Origin of the sequence: Actimicrobium sp. CCI2.3 (genome assembly GCF_035019065.1) — a bacterium.
Classification (GTDB): Bacteria; Pseudomonadota; Gammaproteobacteria; order Burkholderiales; family Burkholderiaceae_D; genus Actimicrobium.
Map to the genome: position 1 here is coordinate 133,731 of NZ_JASJWR010000005.1, position 22,900 is coordinate 156,630.

21 protein-coding genes are annotated in these 22,900 nt (G+C 60.1%); 14 read left to right on the forward strand and 7 right to left on the reverse strand.

Annotated features, from left to right (window positions below; genetic code table 11):
- Positions 1-38: 38 nt before the first annotated feature.
- The 5 genes from QN370_RS04800 (at position 39) to msrA (ending at position 6,832) form a co-directional block, all read left to right on the forward strand.
- Positions 39-1,289 (forward strand): TolC family protein, encoded by a 1,251-nt coding sequence (locus tag QN370_RS04800; protein WP_322126358.1) that lies wholly within the window; start codon positions 39-41, stop codon positions 1,287-1,289.
- Positions 1,286-2,512 carry an efflux RND transporter periplasmic adaptor subunit gene (locus tag QN370_RS04805; protein WP_322126357.1) on the forward strand — a complete coding sequence of 409 codons (1,227 nt, stop codon included), beginning with the start codon at positions 1,286-1,288 and terminating at the stop codon, positions 2,510-2,512. Before QN370_RS04800 ends, QN370_RS04805 begins: the two co-directional genes overlap by 4 nt.
- Entirely contained in the window at positions 2,509-5,637 is a 3,129-nt protein-coding gene (locus QN370_RS04810) for an efflux RND transporter permease subunit (RefSeq protein ID WP_322126356.1), read from the forward strand. The genes QN370_RS04805 and QN370_RS04810 overlap by 4 nt, the downstream gene beginning before the upstream one ends.
- 71 nt (positions 5,638-5,708) lie before the next feature.
- The gene (msrB, locus tag QN370_RS04815) at positions 5,709-6,218 is read left to right on the forward strand and encodes a peptide-methionine (R)-S-oxide reductase MsrB (RefSeq protein WP_322126355.1); all 510 of its coding nucleotides are present in this window, start codon (positions 5,709-5,711) and stop codon (positions 6,216-6,218) included.
- Positions 6,215-6,832 (forward strand): peptide-methionine (S)-S-oxide reductase MsrA, encoded by a 618-nt coding sequence (gene msrA / locus QN370_RS04820; RefSeq protein ID WP_322126354.1) that lies wholly within the window; start codon positions 6,215-6,217, stop codon positions 6,830-6,832. The genes msrB and msrA overlap by 4 nt, the downstream gene beginning before the upstream one ends.
- Before the next feature lie 384 nt (positions 6,833-7,216).
- On the opposite strand, the gene QN370_RS04825 is transcribed toward msrA, so the two are convergent.
- From QN370_RS04825 to QN370_RS04840, 4 genes are all read right to left on the reverse strand, one after another.
- Entirely contained in the window at positions 7,217-8,035 is an 819-nt protein-coding gene (locus QN370_RS04825; RefSeq protein ID WP_322126353.1) for a universal stress protein, read from the reverse strand.
- A 64-nt stretch (positions 8,036-8,099) separates the two neighbouring features.
- Positions 8,100-9,140, reverse strand: a complete 1,041-nt coding sequence (locus QN370_RS04830; protein ID WP_322126352.1) for a zinc-dependent alcohol dehydrogenase — start codon at positions 9,138-9,140, stop codon at positions 8,100-8,102.
- Between the two features lie 25 nt (positions 9,141-9,165).
- Complete coding sequence (locus tag QN370_RS04835) at positions 9,166-9,717, reverse strand: NADPH-dependent FMN reductase (RefSeq protein WP_322126351.1); 552 nt, start codon at positions 9,715-9,717, stop codon at positions 9,166-9,168.
- Between the two features lie 20 nt (positions 9,718-9,737).
- On the reverse strand, positions 9,738-10,613 hold the full coding sequence (locus QN370_RS04840; RefSeq protein ID WP_322126350.1) for an oxidoreductase: 876 nt from the start codon (positions 10,611-10,613) through the stop codon (positions 9,738-9,740).
- 325 nt (positions 10,614-10,938) lie between these two features.
- Here QN370_RS04840 and QN370_RS04845 point away from each other — a divergent pair, with 325 nt between their 5' ends.
- From QN370_RS04845 to QN370_RS04885, 9 genes are all read left to right on the forward strand, one after another.
- Positions 10,939-11,244, forward strand: a complete 306-nt coding sequence (locus QN370_RS04845) for a DUF485 domain-containing protein (RefSeq protein WP_322126349.1) — start codon at positions 10,939-10,941, stop codon at positions 11,242-11,244.
- Positions 11,244-12,908, forward strand: coding sequence for a cation acetate symporter (locus QN370_RS04850; RefSeq protein WP_322126348.1), 1,665 nt, complete (start codon positions 11,244-11,246; stop codon positions 12,906-12,908). The genes QN370_RS04845 and QN370_RS04850 overlap by 1 nt, the downstream gene beginning before the upstream one ends.
- Positions 12,909-13,212: 304 nt before the next feature.
- On the forward strand, positions 13,213-14,745 hold the full coding sequence (locus QN370_RS04855; RefSeq protein ID WP_322126347.1) for a BCCT family transporter: 1,533 nt from the start codon (positions 13,213-13,215) through the stop codon (positions 14,743-14,745).
- Between the two features lies 1 nt (position 14,746).
- Positions 14,747-15,436, forward strand: coding sequence for a MarC family protein (locus QN370_RS04860; RefSeq protein WP_322126346.1), 690 nt, complete (start codon positions 14,747-14,749; stop codon positions 15,434-15,436).
- Between the two features lie 200 nt (positions 15,437-15,636).
- The gene (locus QN370_RS04865) at positions 15,637-16,890 is read left to right on the forward strand and encodes a cytochrome-c peroxidase (RefSeq protein ID WP_322126345.1); all 1,254 of its coding nucleotides are present in this window, start codon (positions 15,637-15,639) and stop codon (positions 16,888-16,890) included.
- Positions 16,891-16,905: 15 nt separating this feature from the next.
- Positions 16,906-18,189 carry a hypothetical protein gene (locus QN370_RS04870; protein WP_322126344.1) on the forward strand — a complete coding sequence of 428 codons (1,284 nt, stop codon included), beginning with the start codon at positions 16,906-16,908 and terminating at the stop codon, positions 18,187-18,189.
- Entirely contained in the window at positions 18,186-18,725 is a 540-nt protein-coding gene (locus QN370_RS04875; RefSeq protein WP_322126343.1) for an FMN-binding protein, read from the forward strand. Before QN370_RS04870 ends, QN370_RS04875 begins: the two co-directional genes overlap by 4 nt.
- Positions 18,722-19,549 carry an FAD:protein FMN transferase gene (locus QN370_RS04880; protein ID WP_322126342.1) on the forward strand — a complete coding sequence of 276 codons (828 nt, stop codon included), beginning with the start codon at positions 18,722-18,724 and terminating at the stop codon, positions 19,547-19,549. Before QN370_RS04875 ends, QN370_RS04880 begins: the two co-directional genes overlap by 4 nt.
- 3 nt (positions 19,550-19,552) lie before the next feature.
- The gene (locus tag QN370_RS04885) at positions 19,553-20,032 is read left to right on the forward strand and encodes a DUF4405 domain-containing protein (protein WP_322126341.1); all 480 of its coding nucleotides are present in this window, start codon (positions 19,553-19,555) and stop codon (positions 20,030-20,032) included.
- Between the two features lie 62 nt (positions 20,033-20,094).
- Here QN370_RS04885 and QN370_RS04890 read toward each other — a convergent pair whose 3' ends face one another.
- The 3 genes from QN370_RS04890 to fmdA form a co-directional block, all read right to left on the reverse strand.
- Positions 20,095-21,165: a PDDEXK nuclease domain-containing protein gene (locus QN370_RS04890; protein WP_322126340.1), complete on the reverse strand. Its 1,071-nt coding sequence runs from the start codon at positions 21,163-21,165 to the stop codon at positions 20,095-20,097.
- Positions 21,166-21,358: 193 nt separating this feature from the next.
- Positions 21,359-21,658 (reverse strand): FmdB family zinc ribbon protein, encoded by a 300-nt coding sequence (locus QN370_RS04895; protein ID WP_322127201.1) that lies wholly within the window; start codon positions 21,656-21,658, stop codon positions 21,359-21,361.
- A 60-nt stretch (positions 21,659-21,718) separates the two neighbouring features.
- Positions 21,719-22,900 (reverse strand): formamidase, encoded by a 1,182-nt coding sequence (gene fmdA, locus QN370_RS04900; RefSeq protein ID WP_322126339.1) that lies wholly within the window; start codon positions 22,898-22,900, stop codon positions 21,719-21,721.

Genomic DNA, 22,900 nt, shown 5'->3' on the forward strand with positions numbered 1-22,900 from the left:
TCGTGCGGTGCCGTTGCGTTCTGTCATCCGGAGAAATCATGCGTCATTCGTTCGTCCTCTTTTATTTCACCTTGCTGGCTGCCGGCACACTGCATGCCGCCCCGCTGACGCTGACACTGGCTGCCGCCCAGCAGCAAGCGCTCGACTATTCACGCCAGCTCGATAGCCATGTCGCAGCGGCAGACGCGGCGCGTTCGCTGGCGATCGCGGCGGGCCAGTTACCGGACCCGGTCTTGAGGATCGGTATCGACAACATCCCGGCCGACGGCATGGACCGCGGCAGCCTCGGTCGCGATTTCATGACGATGCGCCGCGTCGGCATCCAGCAAGAACTCACTGGCAGCGACAAACGCAGCGCGCGACGCGACGTGCAATTGCGCACTGCCGACAAGGCCGAAGCGCAACGACGCGCCGCCACGGCTGCACTGCGTCGCGCCACCGCGATGGCCTGGCTTGATCGCTATTACGCCGAACAGAAACTCGCGCTGGTGGAACTGCAAGCGACGCAGGCCCGGCAAGAAATTCTCGCCGCTGACGGCGCTTATCGCGGCGGACGCGGCAGTCTTGCCGATGTGCTGGCCGCGCGCAGTGCGGTGGTATTAATCGACGATCAGCGTGATGAACTGGCGCAGCGCGCTCGCGCCGCGGCCACGATGCTGGCGCGCTGGACCGGCACCACCGGCAACGACACACTGTCCGGCCCGCCCGATATCGATCACCTGGCGCGCGAGCCCCTCGCACCCGACCTGTCGCGCGAATCGGAAATTGCGGTACTCACTGCGCAGGAACAGGTCGCCGCGGCCGAAGCAAGGCTGGCGCTGACCGAAAAAAAATCCGACTGGAGTGTCGAGGTTGGCTACGCGCAGCGCGGACCGGCTTACGCCAATATGGTGTCGGTCGGGCTGTCGATCCCGTTCCAGCTGGACCAGGCCAATCGGCAGGACCGCATGCTGGCCGCACGTCTGGCCAGCGTCGGGCAAGCGCGTGCCGAACGCGACGAAGCACTGCGTGAACGCCAGGCGCAAACCCGCAATCTGCTCGATGCGTGGCGCACCGACCTGGCGCGCCACCAGCGTTACGAAATGGACCTGATCCCGCTGGCGCAGCAGCGCAGTGCGGCCGTGCTGGCAGCCTGGCGCGGCGGCAAGGCGACGCTGCCCGAATTGTTGCTGGCGCGGCGCAATGAAACCGAGGTGGCCTTGATGGCCGTCGATCACGCTGCCAGCGCTGCCCGCCTGTGGGCGCAACTTAACTTCCTGCTCGACGACGACTCCGGAGTCACCCGATGAAAAACCGCCAGCTGTTCCCCGTCCTTGCCGTCGTCGCCATACTCATTGGTACCGGTCTGTACCAGCTAGGCAAGCGGCAAGCCACCGTCATGCCGGTCGCTGCCAGCCCCGCCGCAGACAAAAAAGTTTTGTACTGGCATGACCCGATGGTGCCAGGACAAAAATTCGACAAACCAGGTCCGTCGCCGTTCATGGACATGGAACTGGTGCCGGTCTACGCCGAGGCTGGCAGCGGTGCTAGCAATGACGTCGGCGGCATCGCGATCAGTGCGCGCATGCAGCAAAACCTCGGCGTACGCACCGCCACGGTCACGACCGGCACGTTGCCGGCGACCTTCGCCGCCGTCGGCACCATCGCCTGGAACGAGCGCGATGCAGTCGTGCTGCAAGCGCGCGCGAACGGCTTTGTCGAACGCTTGCCGGTGCGTGCCGTGCTGGACCCGGTGCGGCAAGGCCAGACGCTGGTCGAGCTGACCGTGCCGGACTGGATCGCTGCACAGGAAGAATTTCTGACCGTGCAGCGTCTGCCCGATAACGCGCTGCTGCTCGACGGTGCCCGCCAGCGCATGGTGCTGGTCGGCATGAACGAGACGCAAATTGCGCACGTCGCCAGCAGCGGCAAAGTACAGGCGCGCATGACCTTGCGGGCACCGGTCAACGGTGTCATTACCGACCTGTCGATACGGCCCGGCAGTACCGTGATGGCCGGTGCACCGCTGCTGCGGATCAATGGCACCGGTACCGTCTGGCTGCATGCCGAACTGCCGGAAAGTCTGGTCGCGCGGGTCACACCGGGGATGGCCGTGACCGCGCAGATCGCCGCGCTACCCGGCAAGACATTCAGCGGCCGGGTCGATGCCATCCTGCCGGATGTCAGCGCGGCGACGCGCACGCTGAAGGTGCGTATCGAACTGGCCAATCCGGCCGCGCTGCTGGCGCCTGGCATGTTCGCGACATTGCAATTCATCGCACCAGCGGGTGCACCGGTGCTGCTGATTCCGACTGAGGCAGTAATCCGCACCGGCAAGCGCACGGTCGTGATGCTGGCCAATGACGGCGGTACTTTTACGCCAGCCGATATCGAGACCGGTGCCGAAGAAAACGGCCAGACCGTCGTGCTGCGCGGCGTGCAAGCCGGCCAGAAAGTGGTCAGCTCGGGCCAGTTCCTGATTGACTCCGACGCCAGCCTGAAAGGCATCACCAGCCGGATGAGCGCGCCATGATCGCACTGCTAATCCGCTGGTCGATTATCAATCGCGTGCTGGTCTTGCTGGCCACGGTCGTCGTCACGTGCTGGGGGTTGTGGGCGCTCGACAAAACGCCGCTCGATGCGCTGCCGGACCTGTCGGACGTGCAGGTCATTATCCGCACCACCTATCCGGGGCAGGCACCGCAACTGATCGAGGATCAGGTCACGTATCCGCTGAGCACAACGATGCTGTCGGTACCGGGTGCGAAGACTGTGCGCGGCTATTCGTTCTTTGGCGATTCGTTTGTCTACGTGTTGTTCGAGGAGGGTACCGACCCGTACTGGGCCCGTTCACGCGTGCTCGAGTCGCTCGGTCAGGCGCAATCACGCATGCCGCCGCAAGCGCGCAGCACGCTCGGTCCGGATGCCACCGGGGTCGGCTGGATTTATGAATACGCGCTGGTCGATCGCACGGGCAAGACCGACTTGTCGCAGTTGCGCGCACTGCAGGACTGGTTCCTGAAACCGGAACTCAAGACCGTGCCCGACGTGGCCGAAGTCGCCAGTCTGGGCGGCATGGTACGTCAGTATCAAATCGTGCTCGATCCGGACAAGCTGCGTGCCTTCGGCATCACGCACGAGAAGGTGATCGAAGCCGTCAAGCGTGCCAATCAGGAAACCGGCGGTGCCGTGCTCGAGATGGGCGAAGCCGAATACATGGTGCGATCGAACGGTTACCTGCGTTCACTCGCCGACTTCCGGGCGATCGGCCTGAGCGCCAGCGATGCCGGCGTGGCGGTACGACTGGGTGATGTCGCGCAAGTGCGGATCGGGCCGGAGATGCGGCGCGGCGTGGCCGAACTCAATGGCGAAGGCGAAGTCGCCGGTGGCGTGATCATCCTGCGTTCCGGCAAAAATGCGCTGAGTACCATCGCTGCCGTCAAGGCAAAAATCGCCACGCTCAAGCGCAGCTTGCCGGCCGGTGTCGAGATCGTCACCACCTACGATCGCTCGGACCTGATTGAACGCGCGGTCAGCAACCTGCACGAAAAACTGCTGGAAGAATTCCTTGTCGTGGCGCTGGTCTGTGCGCTGTTTCTCGGCCATCTGCGCTCGGCACTGGTGGCCATCATCACGCTACCGATTGGTATTCTGGCGGCCTTCATCGTCATGCATGCGCAAGGCGTCAATGCCAACATCATGTCGCTGGGCGGGATTGCAATTGCCATCGGCGCGATGATCGACGCGGCCGTGGTGATGATCGAAAACGCCCACAAGCATATCGAAGCCTGGGAGCACGATCATCCGGACCAGAAGCTGATGCCGACACAGCGCTGGCGCGTGATCGGCGATGCGGCTGTCGAAGTCGGACCGGCGCTGTTTTTTTCCTTGCTGATCATCGTGCTGTCATTCATTCCGGTGTTCACGCTGCAAGCGCAAGAGGGCAAACTGTTTGCGCCACTGGCCTTCACCAAGACCTATGCGATGGCTGCCGCCGCGTTATTGTCAGTCACGCTGATCCCGGTATTGATGGGGTATCTGATCCGCGGCCGGATTCCGGCCGAGCACAGCAATCCGCTGAACCGCTGGCTGGGTGCGCTGTACCGGCCCTTGCTCGATGGCGTGCTGCACTTCCCGAAAACTACGGTCGCCGTGGCATGCTGCGCGACGCTGCTGACGCTGTGGCCGGCGTCGCAACTGGGCAGCGAATTCATGCCGCCGCTCGATGAAGGCGATCTGCTGTACATGCCGTCGGCGCTGCCGGGGATCAGCATCGGCAAAGTGACCGAACTGCTGCAGCAAACCGACCGGCTGATCAAGACCGTGCCGGAAGTCGCCACCGTTTTCGGCAAGGCAGGACGGGCCGAGACCGCGACCGATCCGGCACCGATGGAAATGTTCGAGACCACGATCCGCTTCAAGCCGCGCGATCAGTGGCGTACCGGGATGACGCCAGCGTTGCTGGTCGACGAACTCGACCGCATCGTGCGCGTGCCGGGACTATCCAACCTGTGGGTGCCGCCGATTCGCAACCGCATCGACATGCTCGCCACTGGCATCAAGAGTCCGGTCGGCATCAAGGTGAGCGGCCCCGATCTGCAGACCATCGACCGACTCACGCAGCAGATCGAGCAGATCGTCAAACCGCTGCCGGGGATCAGCTCGGCGCTGGCCGAGCGGCTCAATGGCGGGCGCTATATCGACATCGATATCGACCGTGCAGCGGCAGCGCGTTACGGCATGCCGGTCGCCGAGGTGCAGAGCCTCATCGCAGCGGCCATCGGCGGCGAGAATATTGGCGAGACGGTCGAAGGCTTGCAGCGCTTCCCGATCAATGTGCGCTATCCGCAAGGCTTGCGTGACTCAGTCGGTGCGCTGCGTGACTTGCCGGTGCTGACCGGGCGCGGTGCGCAGATTCGTCTTGGCGATCTGGCCGCAATCCGTGTCAGCGATGGTCCGCCGATGCTGAAAAGTGAAAACGCGCGCTTGTCCGGCTGGGTCTATGTCGACATCCGTGAACGCGACTTGCGCTCGGCCGTGCGCGAGATGCAGCAAGCCGTGGCAAAGCAGGTGACGCTGCCAGCCGGTTATGCCATTTCCTGGTCGGGTCAGTTCGAATACCTCGAACGCGCCACCGAACGCCTGCGCATCGTGGTGCCGGCCACGCTGGCCATCATCGCGCTGCTGTTGTACCTGACTTTTCGCCGCCTCGATGAAGCCGTGCTGATCATGGCCACGTTGCCGTTTGCGCTGGCCGGTGGCATCTGGTTGCTGTGGCTGCTCGACCAGCACATCTCGGTCGCCAGCGCGGTCGGCTTCATTGCGCTGGCCGGTGTATCGGCCGAGTTCGGCGTGATCATGCTGCTGTATCTGCGCCAGGCCTGGGATGCGAGTCTGGCGCGAGGCGCGGGCAGCGAAGCCGATCTGCTGACGGCCATCCGGGCGGGTGCGGTGCAACGGGTACGGCCCAAGGCGATGACGGTGGCCGTCATCATCGCCGGTCTGTTGCCGATCCTGCTCGGGGCCGGCACCGGCTCCGAAGTGATGCAGCGCATCGCCGCACCGATGGTCGGCGGCATGATCACCGCACCGCTGCTGTCGATGTTCGTGGTGCCGGCGGTGTTCCTGCTGATCCGGCGTCGCCGCAAGGAGTTGTAAGCCATCGCCGGCACCAGCGACAAAGGGCCACAGCAGGTAGACTTTACTGCACATTCCTCGAGGGAGAATCCATGAACCGACGTCAACTGATCCAGAAACTATCCGGCCTGTTCGGTGGCGCGACGCTGCTCAAGATGGCACCGTCGGCCTTTGCTGCACCGACCACTTTTGCTGTCAGCAAGTCCCCGGCGCAATGGCAACAATTGCTATCGCCAGCCAGTTACAACGTGCTGTTTGAAGAAGGCACCGAGCGCCCCGGCAGCAGTGCGCTCGATGCCGAAAAGCGCAGTGGCACGTTCGTCTGTGCCGCGTGCAGCAACCCGCTGTTCAAGAGCAGCACCAAGTTCGACAGTCGCACCGGCTGGCCGAGTTTTTATGATTTCATCCCGGCCGGGATCGTGACCAAAACTGATTACAAGATCCTTTTCCCCCGCACCGAATACCACTGCGCACGGTGCGGCGGGCATCAGGGTCATGTCTTCAACGACGGACCCAAACCGACTGGCCTGCGCTACTGCAACAATGGCGTTGCGCTGCAATTCATCCCCGCCGACCAGGCTCTTCCGGAGTTACGAACATGAACCGTCTTTTTATATTGTTATCCGCGCTGCTACTCAGTGCTGCTGCCCATGCACAAAAGCCGGCCGCACCGGCCGCACCAACGGTACCAACCGCAAGCGCCGTGTTCGGTGGCGGTTGCTTCTGGTGTATCGAAGCCGATTTTGAAAAATTGCCAGGGGTACTGGAAGTCGATTCAGGCTACAGCGGCGGCAAGCTCGTCAATCCGACTTACGAACAGGTCAGCGCCGGCAACAGCGGCCATATCGAAGTCGTCAAGGTCATTTACGATCCGGCCAAGGTCAGCTATGCGACGCTGCTCGATTACTTCTGGCATCACATTGACCCGACCGTCAAGAATCGTCAGTTTTGCGACGTCGGCAGCCAGTACCGCAGCGCGATCTTTGTAGAGAATGACACCCAGCGCGCCGCCATCGAAACCAGCAAGACCGCGATCCTGAAAGCCGGCATCATCAAACAGATCGAGACCGAGACAATCCCGCTGACAACCTTCTATCCAGCCGAGGGCTACCATCAGGATTACTACAAGAAAAATCCGATCCGTTACGCGTACTACCGCAACGGTTGCGGGCGCGATGCGCGGGTAGCGGAAGTGTGGGGGACGGCGAAGCATTGAGCTTGTGATTCGGTGCAATGCCCTTCGGTTATTGCACCCTACGATTGAGCGGGAATCGTGGGGGTTGATGTTGATGTTGATGTTGATGTTGAAGTGGCAGTTGACCTTGACCTGTTCCGCATTGAAGCAGCTGCCAAAAGTCGGGGTCAGGCAGGGGATAAGAGTGACGCATGTTTGAGCGAAGCGAGTTTGCGGCACTCCCCCTGACTGGCTCCGACTTTTGGGAACCCGAAGGGCAGCCGCTTCGCGGTCGCCTTTTTCTTGGTTACTTCTTTTTGGCGAAGCAAAAAGAAGTGACCGGCTGCCGGGCCGCCCCCGGCTTGGTCGTGACGGAGCGCATGCAGAATCAGCAACCGCAGTCAGTGCATTCGGTGCAATGCCCCATCAATGCGACAACAAAGAACACCGCCCCACCGGCACCAGCAAGCTCCGCGTGACACCACCCAGCACCCATTCCAGCAAGCGGCTATGCCCGAACGCACCGGCAACAATGACATCGGCATGCTGGTCGTTGGCAATACCTTGCAACTGTTTCGCTTCATCGCCATGGGATACCGCTGTCACTGCCGTGGCGTCGATGCCATGGCGATGCAACCATGCGCAAACGTCGTCGAGTCGATTGTGGGCAGCGTCCTGCTCGTTGGCATAATCGAGCTCGACCACCACCACCTGCGTTGCCATTTTCAGCAACGGTAACGCGTCGGCGACAGCGCGCCGGGTTTCACGCGTATCGCTCCAGCCAATGAGCACGCGTTGCAGCAACGGTGCTGCTGGCGGCACCACCAGCAATGGTCGCCCTGCCTGCATGACCAGATCATCGAGATTCAAACGCCGCTGCACATCGGCTATATCCGGCGCAGTACTTGCCACGATCAGGTCGGCGGCGCGTGCGGCGCGCGCAATGTAATCGGCGATCGACGAGCATGACAGATTGCCTCGCCATGACAATGCACCGACAGAGCCCGCCAGCGCAGTGCGAAACTGCTGTTCGGCGGCCGCCATTTCGGCCACGATCAGCTGATCGTTTTCGGCAAGCAAGTCGCCGCAGATGTAGCCGTCACCAACCACCATCTGCATCGGCTGGCACCCTGCAATACCGATCACGGCCGCATCGAAACGGCGCGCCAGATCCGCCGTAATACGCAGCACGTCGGTATTGGGCTGGCCGAGTTCAAGCTGAACCATCAGGGTTGAGTAGGTCATAGCACACTCCTCATAACAAGTCGTTGTTCCCGGCCGGCAGACCGCATCAGTCACATCAGTCACATCAACCGGCAGCGAGGGAAAAGTCGATTACTACCCGTGATGGTACCTCGCCCTTTTCGAGCCGACCAAGAATCTGGTTGATCGCCGACAGCGGCTGCAATTCGACGACGGCCTTGACCTTGCCGGAAGCGCCAAAAGCGAGCGCCTCGTTCATGTCCTGACGCGTGCCGACAAACGAGCCACGGATCGTGATGCAGTTGGCCACCACGTCGAATAGTGGCGTCGGGAATTCGCCGGGTGGCAGGCCGACCAGGACGCAGGTGCCGCGCTTGCGCGTCATGCCGACGCCTTGCTTGAAGGCGATCAGCGATGGTGCCGTGATCAGCACGCCGTGCGCACCGCCGTCAGTGGCCAGCCGGACCGCTTCCACCGCATCGCCTTTTTTGGCATTGACGACGACATCGGCACCCAGCTTGGTCGCGTGGGCCAGCTTGCCATCGTCGATATCGACCGCACACACCAGCAGGCCCATGGCCTTCGCATACTGGACCGCGAGATGGCCGAGTCCACCGACACCGGAAATGACGATCCACTGACCGGGGCGGGCAGCCGTTTCCTTGATGCCTTTGTAGGTCGTCACACCCGCGCAAATGAGCGGTGCCGCGTCGACCGCCGACAGGCCTTCCGGAATATGGGCGACGTAATTCGGATCGGCCAGGATGTATTCGGCAAAGCCGCCGTTCTTGGTATAGCCACCAAATTCGGCCTCGGCGCAGACGGTTTCCCACGCGGCCAGGCAGTGCTCGCAATGCCCGCATGCCGAATACAACCACGGCACGCCGACCCGTTCGCCTTCGCGCACGCTGGTGACACCGGCACCGAGCGCCACCACAATGCCGATACCCTCATGACCCGGGATAAAGGGCAGCGCCGGCTTGAGCTGCCAGTCACCATGCATCGCATGCAGGTCGGTATGGCAGACACCGCACGCCTCGGTCTTGACCAGAATCTGGCCTGGTCCCGGCGTCGGGATCGGGCAGGCTTTTATCACCAGCGGCTGGCCGAATTGCTCCACCACCGCTGCTTGCATCGTCTTGTTCATGGACTACCTTTCTTAAAAGGGAAAATCAGGCTGTATGGCGCTTGACCCAATCGACATACTTGTCCATCCAGGCCTGCAGGAAGGGTTTGCTGTCGGGACCGATATTACCGGTCTCATCGAACAGGCTGTCCTTGGCCTGGAGGAAGGCTTCCGGCTGCCCTAACGTCGGAACATCCAGATACGCCAGCACGTTTCGCAAATGCTGTTGCGCCATGGCGGTGCCGATCGCTCCCACCGACACGCCAAGCACGCCGGCGGGCTTGCCGGCCCAGACACTCTGGCCATACGGACGCGAAGCGTGGTCAATCGCATTCTTGAGCACGCCTGGTAGCGAACGGTTGTATTCGGGCGTCAGGAACAGCAGGCCCTGCGCCGAGGTAATCGCGGCCTTCAGGCGCAGCACGGGCGCGGCCTGATTGGCATCATCATCTTCGTTGTACAGCGGCAGGTCGCCGATTTCGAGCTGGGTAAAAGTAAATTCCGGCGGGGCCAGCCGGGCGATGGCGGTGGCCATCCTGCGATTGAAAGAATCTTTACGCAAGCTGCCGACAACGACGGCGATCTGAAATTGACTCATGATGTGTTCTCCGAAAAAGGTTAGCGAACGGCAGGGTCTTGCGGAAAATCAGCCCCGCGCGAGACAGCTTCCCACGCGGTAAATTCCGTGCGCAGCAAGTCGAGTTTTTCGATCGCGCCGTCGTAGGCTTGGTTCCCCAGTAGCAGCCGGTGCGGCGGCTGCGCGGCCGAGACGGCGGTGATGATGGCGTGGGCGGCACGCTTCGGATCGCCCGCCTGCTTGCCCGACGAGGCCCGCACCTGTGCGCGCCAGGCACCGGCCGTGGCGACGTAATCGTCGATCGAAACGGCACTCTCGTTGGCCGAGCGACCCGCCCAGTCAGTGCGAAACCCGCTCGGCTCGACCAGCATGACCTTGATGCCGAGTGGCTCGACTTCCTGCCACAACGCTTCGGACAGGCCCTCGACGGCATACTTGGTGGCGTTGTAATAACCAACCGCCGGGAACGAACGCAAGCCACCGATCGATGAAAGATTGACGATAAAGCCGGCACGCCGCTGGCGCATGCCCGGTAGCACGGCGCGAATCATGCGGCTCACGCCGAAGAGATTGATCTCGAACATGCGCCGGACCTGCTCTTCATCACTTTCCTCGACCGCCGCAAAATAGCCGATGCCGGCATTGTTGACCAGCACATCAATACGGCCGAAGTGGACCATGGCCGCCTGCACGGCGGCATCGACCTGGGACTGGTCGGTCACGTCCAGCGCCAGCACCAGCGCATCGCCCAGCGCGGCCAGGTCGCTGACATCGGCCGGATTACGGGCGGTCACGACAGTGCGATAGCCTTGTTCCAGTGCTTGCGTAGCCAGTTCGCGGCCAAAGCCGGTCGAGCAACCGGTGATGAACCAGACCGGGGTATCGGAACCAGCGTGACTATTTATTTTTGAAACCATATTCAATTCTCCGGTGGGGCCGGGCGCGATCATGCGGGCCGGGCCAACATCTGGTGCGCAGGGGCGCACAAGCATCCCGCACACAATGCGCAGATTGGCGGACAAGGTCTGTACGCTGCCTCGCATACCCCTCTGGCAGACCCTGTCATTGGCAACCGAAACACTTCTGAAAGCGGCCAGGTCAGCTATTTTTGAAGACCGTAAGAAGGCGGTAAGAAATGGCTGATAAGGTTCACCGCGCGTTGGTTTTTATAACGTCAGAAGCGGCGTAGCTCACGTTCAAAAAAGCAGCACGGCAGCATTCACATAAAAACAGGAGACAAAGATGGAAGACAACCTCGTTGAACGGGTGATGGCCAATCCCAACTACCAAAAACTGGTAGCGACACGCTCGTCCTATGGCTGGACGATGACCTGGCTGATGTTAATCGTGTACTACGGTTTCATTACGCTGATTGCTTTCGATAAAGAATTGCTGGGTGCCAAAATCGGTGCTGGCGTCATGACGTGGGGCATGCCAATCGGCCTGTTCGTGATCGTTTTTACCGTCATCATCACCGGCATTTATGTCCGACGCGCCAATGACGAGTTCGACACGCTGACCGCAGCCATTCGCAAAGAGGTTCTGTAATGCCGACTATCAAACGCCTTTTCATGGCCGCAGCGCTGCTCGCTCTGGCTGGTACTGTCTATGCTGCCGGTCCGGATCTCGGTCAGGTCGCCAAGCAACCGACCAACTGGACTGCCATCGGGATGTTCAGTGCCTTCGTCATTTTCACGCTATTCATTACCAAGTGGGCCGCTGCCAAGACCAAATCGGCCTCGGACTTCTACACGGCCGGCGGTGGCATCACCGGCTTCCAGAACGGTCTGGCGATTGCAGGTGACTATATGTCAGCAGCGTCGTTCCTCGGTATTTCGGCTGCCGTGTACCTCAATGGTTACGATGGCCTGATCTACTCGATCGGCTTTCTGGTCGGCTGGCCAATCATTACCTTCCTGATGGCAGAACGCTTGCGTAACCTCGGTCGCTTCACCTTTGCCGACGTCGCCGCCTATCGCTTCCAGCAAGCACCGATCCGTATCTTTGCGGCATCCGGCACGCTGGTTGTCGTGGCGTTCTACCTGATCGCGCAAATGGTCGGAGCGGGTCAGCTGATCAAGCTGCTGTTCGGTCTGGAATACTGGATCGCCGTCGTCGTGGTCGGTAGCCTGATGATGATTTACGTGCTGTTCGGCGGCATGACCGCGACCACCTGGGTGCAAATCATCAAGGCGGTGATGCTGCTGGCGGGTGCCACTTTCATGGCCTACATCGTGATGCAGCAGTTCAGCTTCAGCCCGGAAGCCTTGTTCGCCAAGTCAGTTGAAGTCCATACCAAAGGTCAATCGATCATGGGCCCGGGTAACTTCATCAAGGATCCGATCTCGGCAATTTCATTCGGCATGGCACTGATGTTCGGTACCGCTGGTCTGCCGCATATCCTGATGCGCTTCTTCACCGTCCCGAATGCCAAGGAAGCCCGCAAGTCAGTGTTCTGGGCCACCACCTGGATTGCTTACTTTTACATCCTGACCTTCATCATCGGCTTTGGCGCAATCGTTCTGGTCAGCACCAATCCTGAATTCAAGGATGCAGCCGGCAAACTGTTGGGCGGCAATAACATGGCAGCGATTCACCTTGCCAAAGCGGTCGGCGGCAATGTGTTCCTCGGCTTTATCTCGGCGGTCGCTTTTGCCACCATCCTGGCAGTAGTCGCCGGACTGACCTTGTCCGGCGCGTCGGCGGTATCGCATGATCTGTATGCCACCGTCTTCAAAAAAGGCCAGGCAACCAGCGCCAGTGAATTGAAAGTATCCCGCATCACCACACTGTGCCTGGGCATCATCGCTGTCGTACTCGGTATCGTGTTCGAGAAGCAAAACATCGCGTTCATGGTGTCGCTGGCGTTTGCGATTGCCGCATCGGCCAACTTCCCGGTCCTGTTCATGTCGGTACTGTGGAAAGACTGCACCACACGCGGTGCGACCATCGGTGGCTTCATGGGCTTGATCACCGCAGTGGGCTTGACGGTTGTTTCGAAGTCGGTCTGGGTTGACGTCTTCGGTTACGCTGACGCAATGTTCCCGTACACGTCACCGGCGCTGTTTTCGATGACGGCCGGTTTCGTCGGCATCTGGCTGTTCTCGATCACCGACAACAGCGAGCGCGCTCGCCTCGATCGCGCTGGTTATCCGGCTCAGAAAGTCCGTTCGGAAACCGGTATTGGTGCCTCGGGTTCTTCAGGACACTGATCCACGCAGCATTCGTTGACAAAAAACCCCGGGCGTAATCCCCGGGGTTTTTTTATGCCCGAACAGTTCCGGTAGCACCTGATCGCCATTGAAAGCGATGCAGCACACATACTTCCCAGCGGTAATCTGCGATCCTTCAGGCAATAGTACGAGCGTGCCCTACCCCGACCCGGATATTTCTACCGTGGCGGGCTTTTTCGTTTGTGCGACAGCGCTCTGTTAAGATCGCGCCCGCTTGACCGGAACAGAACCTCTTTTCGGCGAGCACCGCTGTCAATGATGGCGATTTACCTGGATTTTCACCATGCAACTCATTCTTTCCGCCGGCTCGATTCTGGCCATTGTTCTTTGGGGCCTGCTATCACCGACCTCCCTGAGCGCCGTATTCGACCAAGCGCTGGCTTTTATTACCCATGACTTTGGATGGCTGTACCTCTGGGTGGTGCTGGCGCTGGTCCTCCTGACGTTGTACCTGGCGTTCAGCCGTTACGGCAACATGAAACTGGGCAAGGAAGACGATGAACCGGAATTTTCGGTTCCCGCCTGGTTCGCCATGTTATTTGCTGCCGGCATGGGTATCGGACTGGTGTTCTGGGGTGTGGCAGAACCGATTTCGCACTATGGCACGGCACCACCGGGCTACCTTTCCAACACGCCAGCCGCCGCCAACGCCGCGATGCGCTACAGCTTTTTCCACTGGGGCCTGCATCCTTGGGCGGTCTACAGTATCGTCGCGCTGGCCATCGCCTTCTTTCAGTTCCGTCGCGGGCAACCGGCACTGGTTAGCACCTCGATTGAAGCACTGCCATGGAAACTGGCAAAAAAATCTGCCGTCGTGGTCAATGTGCTCGCGGTCATTGCCACCGCATTCGGCGTCGCCGCCTCGCTCGGAATCGGCGCATTGCAAATCAATAGCGGGCTCAGTGCGCTTTTCGGACTGCCGGTCAGCGATACGTCGCAGGTCGCCATCATCGCCATCACGACCGCGTTGTTCATCACTTCAGCGGTCACCGGCGTGGAGCGCGGTATCAAATGGCTCTCGTCGATCAATCTGATCCTGGCTGCACTGCTGGCGCTGGCCGTCTTCGTGGTCGGACCGACGGTTGCCATCATCAACACCTTTACCAATACGCTGGGCAGCTACCTGAGCGAGTTCGTCAACATGAGCCTGCGCATGACCCCTTTCAGCGAAGGCAACTGGGTCGGCGGCTGGACTATTTTCTACTGGGCCTGGTGGGTTTCCTGGTCGCCATTTGTCGGCCTGTTCATTGCCCGCGTGTCACGCGGCCGCACCATCCGCGAATTCATCATCGGCACCGTGCTGGCACCGACACTGGCTGCCTTCGTCTGGTTTTCGGTCTTTGGTGGCACCGCGCTGTATCTGGAAATCTGGCAGAACGTGCCACTGACCGAAGCGGTCAAGCTCGATGTCTCGACAGCGCTGTTCACGATGTTCAATGCGCTGCCATTCGGCATGCTGATGTCCGGCGTGGCGACCGTGCTGGTGATGGTGTTCTTCGTCACCTCGGGTGACTCCGCCACGCTGGTGCTCGGCATGATGAGTACCGGCGGCAATCCGAATCCGCCGAACAAGGTCAAGATCATGTGGGGCGTGCTGGTGGCAGGCATCGCGATCAGCTTGTTGCTGGCCGGTGGTCTCAAGGCCGTGCAAACTGCAACGATTGTCTTCGCGCTGCCCTTCACGATTGTCATCATGCTGATGGCCTACTCGCTGTGGCGCGCGATCCGCGAAGACTGGCTGGTAGAACAGAAACAGGAAAAACTGTTGCGCCAGAAAATGCGTGCGATGACGGCATCATCCACAACGGCGTCCTGAGATGGCCATCGAACTATTGGTGCTGTTAGGTAAAAGCTTCCTGTTCGTGCTGGCGGCGCTGCTGCCGATTCTCAATCCGGCAGCCACCGCGCCGATCTTCCTGAGCCTGACACAGGGCGCATCGACCAAGACGCGTGCGCTGCTGGCGCGCAAAATTGCACGCAACATGTTTGCGCTGATGGCCGGTTCGATGCTGGTCGGCTCGTACGTTCTGGAGTTTTTCGGCATCTCGCTGCCGATCGTCCGGGTCGGTGGCGGGCTGATCGTCGCGGCCAATGCCTGGCGTTTGCTTAATGCCAGCCATGTCACCGACGATCGCCGCACCGAACTGGCAGACCAGTATTCGAATGAACAAACACTGCGCCAGGCGTTCTACCCGCTGACCTTCCCGATCAGCTGCGGGCCGGGATCGATCGCGGCAGCCATCACGATCGGCGTTTCGCTCAATGACCAGCGCCTCGCGCTGTCGCTGGCGCGCATGAGCGGCGGCGTGCTGGCACTGCTGGTCATCGCCTGCTTGCTGTATCTGGCGTTTCGCTATGCGCAGCGTCTGCTCAAACCACTGGGCGAAGCGGGCACCGTGATTTTCATGCGGCTATCAGCATTCATCTTGATGTGCCTTGGCGTGCAGATTGTGTGGGAAGGCGTGAGCGAATTGTTGCGCAGTTTGCTGGTGCCGGTGGCGGGCTGAGTGGGGTCGGTGCAATGCCCTTCGGTTATTGCACCCTACGGCTGATCCGGCCGGTGGTGAGAAGGACACACTGACACATCCACCCTATCAAAACATGGCAAACAGGTCGACGGGGCTTGTTGAAACCCCCTATCTAAATTAGAATCATTCTCATTGGAGGAAAATCCAGCCCGATCAGTAGTGTTGCCCCACCTATTCCCATGCCATCAAGTACTTCCTGCCGATCATCCATCGCCCGACATGTCCCGCTGCTGAGCAACACCCGCATCGTGCTGTTCAGTTTGCTGATTCTGTCTGGCTGCGGCGGAGGCGGCAGCAGTAACACCGCAATGACTCCCGCAGTGGCGTCTCCCTCGACGATGACTCTCAGTGCGGCAGCGCTGCTGGGCCAGAAAATCTTCAGCGATACGTCGTTGTCGGCGTCCGGCCAGATGGCTTGCGCCACTTGCCATAATCAGGCCAACGCCCATGCGCAATCGAACGACCTGTCGGTGCAACTCGGCGGTACCAATCAGCAAATGCCGGGCACGCGCGCCGTCCCGTCGTTACGTTATCTGAACTTGCTGCCGTCTTTCTTCTTTGCCAAAGATGGCACGCCGACCGCCGGTTTCAATCGGGACGGCAGTGCCGCGACGCTGACCGAGCAGGCTCGCGTGCCGTTGCTGGCCGCGCATGAAATGGCCAACATCAGCGCCGTCGATCTGACGGACCGTCTTGCCAAGGCAACCTATGTCGAAGAATTCCGCCAGGTATTTGGGAGCGACATCCTGAGTGCCCCCGAACAGACAGTCGATCGCATCGGTTTCGCGTTGCAGCAATACCAGAAAGAGGACCACGAGTTCTTCCCGTTCGACGCCAAATACGACCAGTTCCTGGCCGGCAAAGTCGCGCTCAACAGTACCGAGTTGCGCGGGCTGGCGCTGTTCAACAATCCCGCCAAGGGCAACTGCGCCGCCTGCCATGTCAGCGCGCGAGGCACCGATGGCAGCCCGCCGCTGTTCACCGATTTCAGCTACGACAACATCGGTGTACCGCGCAATCCGGCCATTCCAGCCAATGCCGACCCGGCCTATTTCGACCTCGGCCTGTGCGGCCCACTCCGCAGTGACCTGAGCAGTCGCACCGATCTATGCGGTGCCTTCAAGGTGCCGAGCTTGCGCAACGTCACGACCCGTAAAGTGTTTTTCCATAATGGCCGGTTCACTAATTTGCGCGACGTGCTCGGCTTTTATGTCCGGCGCGATACCAATCCGGAGGAATGGTATCCGCGTGCCGCCGACGGCAGCATCGACAAGTTCGACGATCTGCCGGCCGCCTACAAAAAAAATGTCAACACCACCGAAGTGCCGTACAACCGCCTGCCCGGCATGGCCCCGGCCTTGTCGGCGCAGGAAATCGACGACGTGATCGCCTTTCTCGGCACGCTCAACGATGGTTATCAAATCACCCCTTAACTTTCCATCCACACCATGAAACGCAATCCTGCTGCCCGCGCTGTCGCGCTCGCCTTCTGTACCCTTCCAATGCTGGCGCATGCCAGTGAAGCTGATCTGATGCAACGCCTCGACAAGCTCGCGGCCGAACTGGAGCAGGTCAAGGCTGAACTAGCCGCGACCCGCAAGAAAAGCGACGCCGTCGAAGCCCGCCAACTGGCTGAGCCAGCGCCCGTAAACACAAGCGAGGTCAGCCTGCGCAGCGAACCACAAACCGTCCTGTCCGGCTATGGCGAAGTCAATTACAACCGTCCGACCAAAGATGCCAGCGCCGCCCAGACCGATGTCCGGCGCGCAGTCATCGGCATCCAGCACCGCTTCGATGCAAAGACCAAGCTGGTCACCGAATTCGAATGGGAACACGCCGTCACCTCGGCCACCGACAAGGGCGAATCCGAAGTTGAACAGCTCTACATCGAACGCGAATTCGACAATGGTTTGCGCGCCAAGGTCGGCCTGTTCCTGATGCCGACCGGCCTGCTCAATACCAACCACGAGCCGACCGCGTATTACGGCGTCGAACGCAATTTCGTCGAGACGGCCATCATCCCGTCGACCTGGCGCGAAGCCGGTATCGGCCTGTCGTCAACGCTGGACAACGGCCTGAGCTGGGACCTCGGTCTGACCACCGGATTCGATCTGGGCAAGTGGGACGCTGCTGCCGCAGAAGGACGCGAATCGCCCTTGGCCAGCATCCATCAGGAAGGCCAGTTGGCCAAGTCGCGCAACCTCAGCGGCCATGCCGCACTGAACTGGCGCGGTGTACCGGGCCTGCTGCTGGGCGGCTACGTCTTCAGCGGCGAAGTCGCGCAGGGGGCCGCCAATTTTGCGGCACCCAATTCACGCGTGATCTTGTGGGATGTGCATGCCCGCTACACCCCCGGAAAATGGGATCTGGCGGGCGTGATTGCGCGCGGCACGATCAGCCAAACCGGTACACTCAATGCGACCTTCTCCGGCAATCCGACGCCGGTGCCGTCGGCATTCGATGGCTGGTATCTGCAAGCGGCTTATCAGGCCTGGAAATCATCGGACTACGCCTTCTCGCCGTTCATCCGTTACGAGCAATTCAACACCGCACACAGTTATGCCGGACAAGCCCAAGGCGTCGGTGTCGCGGCAGGGCCAACTGAAAAAGTCGCCACCGCCGGAGCCAACTTGCGCGTCGGTGAAGGCGTCGTGCTCAAAGCCGACTACCAGAAATTCCAGACCGACCCGACCCGCGACCGCCTCAACCTCGGCATGGGTTACGCGTTTTGAACCACGCGACCGGGAGTGTGCTGCTTGGCTGTACGTTACTGGCCAGCGGCAGCGCTTTCGCCACGCAATACCTGACGGCAGAAGAAGCCCGGCAGGTCCTGTTCGCCGACGCCACGGCGTTCAAGGCGCAGCCGCTGGAGCTGAGCGCGGCACAAATGCGCGAGGTGCAACAACTGGCCGGTCTGCCGGCACGCTCGGTGCAATGGCGTGTCATGTCGGCATGGCGTGGCGAGATGCTACTGGGCTATGTCGTGCTCGATGACGTGATCGGCAAATACGAACTGATTTCGTATGCAGTGGCACTGAACCCCGATGCCACGGTGCGACAAATCGAGATCCTGACCTACCGCGAAAGTCACGGCTTTGAAATCCGCAGTCCGGCCTGGCGCAAGCAATTCGTCGGCAAGTCGGCGCAATCTGGCCTGACGATCGGCGAAGGCATCAGCAACATCAGTGGCGCAACGCTCTCATCGAATCACGTCACCGATGGCGTGCGCCGCATCGCTGCGGTCGTACAGGTCGCCCTCAAAAAATGAAGTGCCGTGCGCAACCGTGGCTGGGCACGCTGGTCGATATCCGGATCGCCGATGAGCTCGAACCACGCCAACTGGCAGCGGCGTTCGCAGCCGCGTTTGATCGTATCGCCACGGTGCACCGGCTGATGAGTTTTCATGATGCCGATAGCGATGTCAGCCGCCTCAATCGTGCGCCGGTCGGTGTGCCTGTTGCGATCGATGCCCACACGGCACGCGTCATTGCCTGCGCGCTGCAACTGCATGCCGACAGCGACGCCTTCTTCAATATCAGCTGTGCGACCCAACTGGCGCGATGGGCGTATTTGCCGTCCCCCCCACAGCCCTTGCCAACTTACTCCGCAGCCGATTGCGGATTGCTGCTGGAGGCCGATGGCTGCCTGCGCAAAACACGCGATGTGCTCATTGACCTCGGCGGAATCGCAAAGGGTTATGCGGTCGATGTGGCCATCGCCGCCTTGCAGCAAGCCGGCATCACCTCGGCCTGCGTCAATGCCGGTGGCGATGTGCGCGTGCTCGGCACGACGCCGTTTGCGATCGCGATCCGCGACCCGATCTCCCTCACCGGAAGCACGGTCACGATCGACCTGACGGAGGCCGCACTGGCCACCTCGGCCACCTATTTTTCGGCCAGGCAAATCGGATCGCGACACGTTAGCGCGCTGGTCGATGGCCGCAGCGGTGAGGCGATCGACACGCGTCACAGTGTGACCGTGCAGGCAGCCGATTGTTTGCACGCCGACGCGCTGACCAAGGTGGTCATGGCCAGCGGTGATGTCCGGCATCCCTCACTGGCGCGTCATGACGCGCAGGCTTTTCTACTCTGACCAATGCGCCCTCCCAAAGCCACCTTGCATCATCCGTCGCGCAGCATCGCCACGCCCATGCCGATGGAACGCTGGCAGCGTCGCGCCGTTTATCTGACGATCGTGCTGCTGACCCTGAGCGGATTGTTGTGGCTGGCCGCGCATTTTTTTCTGCGGCCAGTCACCGAGTTCGGTGAATCAGTCAGTCCGCTCGAACCGTGGTCGATGAAGCTGCATGGTGCTGTCGCGATGGTGATGCTGTTCCTGCTCGGCAGCCTGCTCAACAACCACATCCGACGTGGCCTGCGGGCGCGGCGCAACCGCAGTTCGGGCTGGAGCATGATGGTGATGACGGCCTTGCTGGTGCTGACCGGGTATGGGTTGTATTACGTCGCTGGCGAGGTATCGCGACCGCTGTGGTCGTGGGTGCACTGGATCATCGGGATTGGCTTTGTAGCGGCATTACCAGTGCATGTGTGGTGGGGGCGCAGGCACAGGAGCTGACACAATTTGCGTCCGCTATTCGTTGCTTTTATGCAGAGTGCTTTAGCGGTTACGCATAGTCCTCAATCATCATCATTCAACGCCTTTCTGGACTCGATCAATGCACGGTCCCGACGCAGTTCGGTCTGGAGCTCTTCTTCGGTAGGAAGCAGTGCACGATATCGGCTAGCGAATAATTGCGGACTATCAGCGAGCAACGAATAGCGGGCCACTGCATCGTTACGCTCCGAGCAAAGTATCAGTCCGAGCGTTGGGTTATCTCCCGGCTGGCGCAATTTCTGGTCGCAAACGCGTACATACATGTCCATTTGGCCCACATCCTGATGTGAAAGCTTGCCCACTTTTAACTCAACGAGTACAAAGCATCTCAACAGAAAATTGTAGAAAACCAAATCGACAAAGCAATCTTCACTCTCAATACGCAAATGCTTCTGGCGCGCCACGAATGCAAACCCTTTGCCCAACTCCAGCAAAAAATGCTGCAACTGGTTCAGTAATCCTTGTTCCAGATCTTTTTCATACAAAGTCGCGTGTGTGCTAGCGCCCAGGAACTCAAGAACGTAAGGGTCACGAATATAGTCACGCGGATCTGCTGACGCATCGCACGCTATCAGTCGGTCCGCCTCCGTCTTGACAGACTTCTGGTCCTGACTCGACAGCAGTCGTTCAAAATAAAGCGTACTGACTTGCCGCTCGAGTGCCGCAACACTCCAGTGTTGCGCGATAGCTTCCTGTGCATACCAGTGACGCGCCTCGATTTTTTCTATGCGCATCAGCAGACGGTAGTGGGACCAGCTCAATTCGCTACCTGCCGTGTAGCGAATCTCATCAGCACGATAAGTCTGGAAAAATTGCCGAAAATTGCGAAGGTTGGCCAACGAATAGCCTTTGCCGAATTGCGCAGTTAATCTGCGCGACAGCAGCTCGAGAGTACCTTTGCCATACGCTGCGCGCACCGCACCGCTTTGTTCCTCTTGTACGATGAGTCGACCAATTTGCCAATAGGCCTGGACCATCGCATCGTTCACTGTCCTGCGCACTTCGTGCCGCGCCGTCACCAGCAAATTGCTAATCTCTTTGAAGAGGCGATCAACCTGCTCAGTTGCAGTGATTGCCGATGTGGAGCTGCTCATTATTTCGCTCCGTCCGATGCCGTGCAGAGAAAACTGCCTCAGCGAAACCAAGAGTATAAGAGCGTTATTCCGGTGGACTTTTCAAGGCATCAAGATGGCGTCACTTCAGTTGGAGAAATACATACATCTCTGAGCGGCAAACAAATTTCGTGGCTGACTACCCCCCCCCTCTGTCAGATAAAAAAGACACCCCTCACGGCAACTCACAAATACTGCAACTATGCCCCTTGCAGTTATGCAGCACGCTATTGCGAATCCGCCGCGTGCTGGTGCCCTGCCCGGCAACGCCGTTGCCGGCCAGTCGTTCCGCACCGGTGCGTGGCTTCCAGGTATCGGTAACTTGCAGACTGACGCGCGACGCATTCAACGCCGGACGCGCGATAGTTTGCTGCTTGCAGTACGGGCATTCCATCTCGGTATGCAGGTCACTGACCTTGAGCATGCGCTCGAAAATGCCTTCGCATTCGCTGCAGTGGATGTCATAGAACGGCATGATGATTTCCTTGAAAAAATGAGGCGACAAGGTCACCGACCTCGCCGCAATACGGACCTGTTACGGCTGCTTGCGACCCCAGTGGGCGAGGTCGTTGAGCATGCCTTTTGGCGTGATGTCCTGATCGAAAATCTCGGTCGGGATCGACACCGTGCAGGCACAGTTCGGAATATCGACGATGCCGCCGATGCGACCTTCGACCGGTGCGGCCGTGAGCAACATGTAGGCTTGCGGTCCGGTGTAGCCGAAGCGGGTCAGGTAATCGATCGCTTTCAGGCAAGCCTGTCGATATGCTACCGTTGCATCGAGGTAGTAGTTCTTGCCGTTCTCGACGCTGATGCCTTCGAAAGTGATGTACTTGCTGTAGTGTGGCTTGACTACGCTAGGCAAGAAAATCGGTGCGGTCAGGCCGTACTTGGCCATGCCGCCCTTGATCAGATCGAACGCCACATGGGTCGCGCCATCCATCTCGATCGCGCCGCAAAAACCGATTTCGCCATCGCCCTGCGAGAAGTGCAAGTCGCCCATCGAAAAGCCTGCGCCCTTGACATAGACCGGGAAGAAAATCCGTGTGCCGGAAGACAAATCCTTGATGTCGGTATTGCCGCCATGCTCGCGCGGTGGCACCGTGCGCGCCGCTTCGGCGGCCATCCGATCAAAGGCCGAACCGGTCACGCCACGCAGGACCGCCGTCTTCGGATCCGGTGGTTTGGCCAGGCCGAGTTTGGCCAGTGGCGCTTCACGACGATTCCATTCATTGAGCAAATCCATCGACGGCAGACAACCCATCAGACCCGGATGGGTCAGTCCGGCAATGCGCACACCAGGGATATGGCGCGAGGTCGCGTACAAGCCCTTCAAATCCCAGATCGCTTTGGCTGGCTCCGGAAAATAATCCGCCAGAAAACCGCCGCCATTGGACTTTGCAAACACGCCCGAAAAACCCACTGGCGTGATCGGTTTGATGTCGAGCAGATCGACCACCAGCAAGTCGCCCGGTTCGGCACCTTCGATATAGAACGGACCGGTCAGCGGATGGGCGCGGGTCAGGTCGACATCGCGGACATCGGCGACATCGTCGTTGTCATGAATCTGGGCATCAAGGAAGTCGAGTGATTCAATGATGATTTCTTCACCCGGTTTGACGCGCGACAGGAATGGAATATCCGGATGCCAGCGGTTGTGACCCAGTTCAGGTTGCTCGGCCAGTGGGACGCCCGGTTTGATGGTGAAGTGCTGCAT

Excerpts from the sequence above, each read along its gene's own strand:
- QN370_RS04880 (WP_322126342.1), top strand. The coding sequence starts at position 18,722 with ATGAAGTGCCGTGCGCAACCGTGGCTGGGCACGCTGGTCGATATCCGG.
- QN370_RS04860 (WP_322126346.1), top strand. The coding sequence starts at position 14,747 with ATGGCCATCGAACTATTGGTGCTGTTAGGTAAAAGCTTCCTGTTCGTG.
- msrA (WP_322126354.1), top strand. The coding sequence starts at position 6,215 with ATGAACCGTCTTTTTATATTGTTATCCGCGCTGCTACTCAGTGCTGCT.
- QN370_RS04825 (WP_322126353.1), bottom strand. The coding sequence starts at position 8,035 with ATGACCTACTCAACCCTGATGGTTCAGCTTGAACTCGGCCAGCCCAAT.
- QN370_RS04865 (WP_322126345.1), top strand. The coding sequence starts at position 15,637 with ATGCCATCAAGTACTTCCTGCCGATCATCCATCGCCCGACATGTCCCG.
- QN370_RS04800 (WP_322126358.1), top strand. The coding sequence starts at position 39 with ATGCGTCATTCGTTCGTCCTCTTTTATTTCACCTTGCTGGCTGCCGGC.
- QN370_RS04840 (WP_322126350.1), bottom strand. The coding sequence starts at position 10,613 with ATGGTTTCAAAAATAAATAGTCACGCTGGTTCCGATACCCCGGTCTGG.
- QN370_RS04885 (WP_322126341.1), top strand. The coding sequence starts at position 19,553 with ATGCGCCCTCCCAAAGCCACCTTGCATCATCCGTCGCGCAGCATCGCC.
- QN370_RS04855 (WP_322126347.1), top strand. The coding sequence starts at position 13,213 with ATGCAACTCATTCTTTCCGCCGGCTCGATTCTGGCCATTGTTCTTTGG.
- QN370_RS04805 (WP_322126357.1), top strand. The coding sequence starts at position 1,286 with ATGAAAAACCGCCAGCTGTTCCCCGTCCTTGCCGTCGTCGCCATACTC.
- QN370_RS04845 (WP_322126349.1), top strand. The coding sequence starts at position 10,939 with ATGGAAGACAACCTCGTTGAACGGGTGATGGCCAATCCCAACTACCAA.
- QN370_RS04810 (WP_322126356.1), top strand. The coding sequence starts at position 2,509 with ATGATCGCACTGCTAATCCGCTGGTCGATTATCAATCGCGTGCTGGTC.
- QN370_RS04850 (WP_322126348.1), top strand. The coding sequence starts at position 11,244 with ATGCCGACTATCAAACGCCTTTTCATGGCCGCAGCGCTGCTCGCTCTG.
- QN370_RS04835 (WP_322126351.1), bottom strand. The coding sequence starts at position 9,717 with ATGAGTCAATTTCAGATCGCCGTCGTTGTCGGCAGCTTGCGTAAAGAT.
- QN370_RS04830 (WP_322126352.1), bottom strand. The coding sequence starts at position 9,140 with ATGAACAAGACGATGCAAGCAGCGGTGGTGGAGCAATTCGGCCAGCCG.
- QN370_RS04870 (WP_322126344.1), top strand. The coding sequence starts at position 16,906 with ATGAAACGCAATCCTGCTGCCCGCGCTGTCGCGCTCGCCTTCTGTACC.
- QN370_RS04895 (WP_322127201.1), bottom strand. The coding sequence starts at position 21,658 with ATGCCGTTCTATGACATCCACTGCAGCGAATGCGAAGGCATTTTCGAG.
- fmdA (WP_322126339.1), bottom strand. The coding sequence starts at position 22,900 with ATGCAGCACTTCACCATCAAACCGGGCGTCCCACTGGCCGAGCAACCT.
- QN370_RS04890 (WP_322126340.1), bottom strand. The coding sequence starts at position 21,165 with ATGAGCAGCTCCACATCGGCAATCACTGCAACTGAGCAGGTTGATCGC.
- msrB (WP_322126355.1), top strand. The coding sequence starts at position 5,709 with ATGAACCGACGTCAACTGATCCAGAAACTATCCGGCCTGTTCGGTGGC.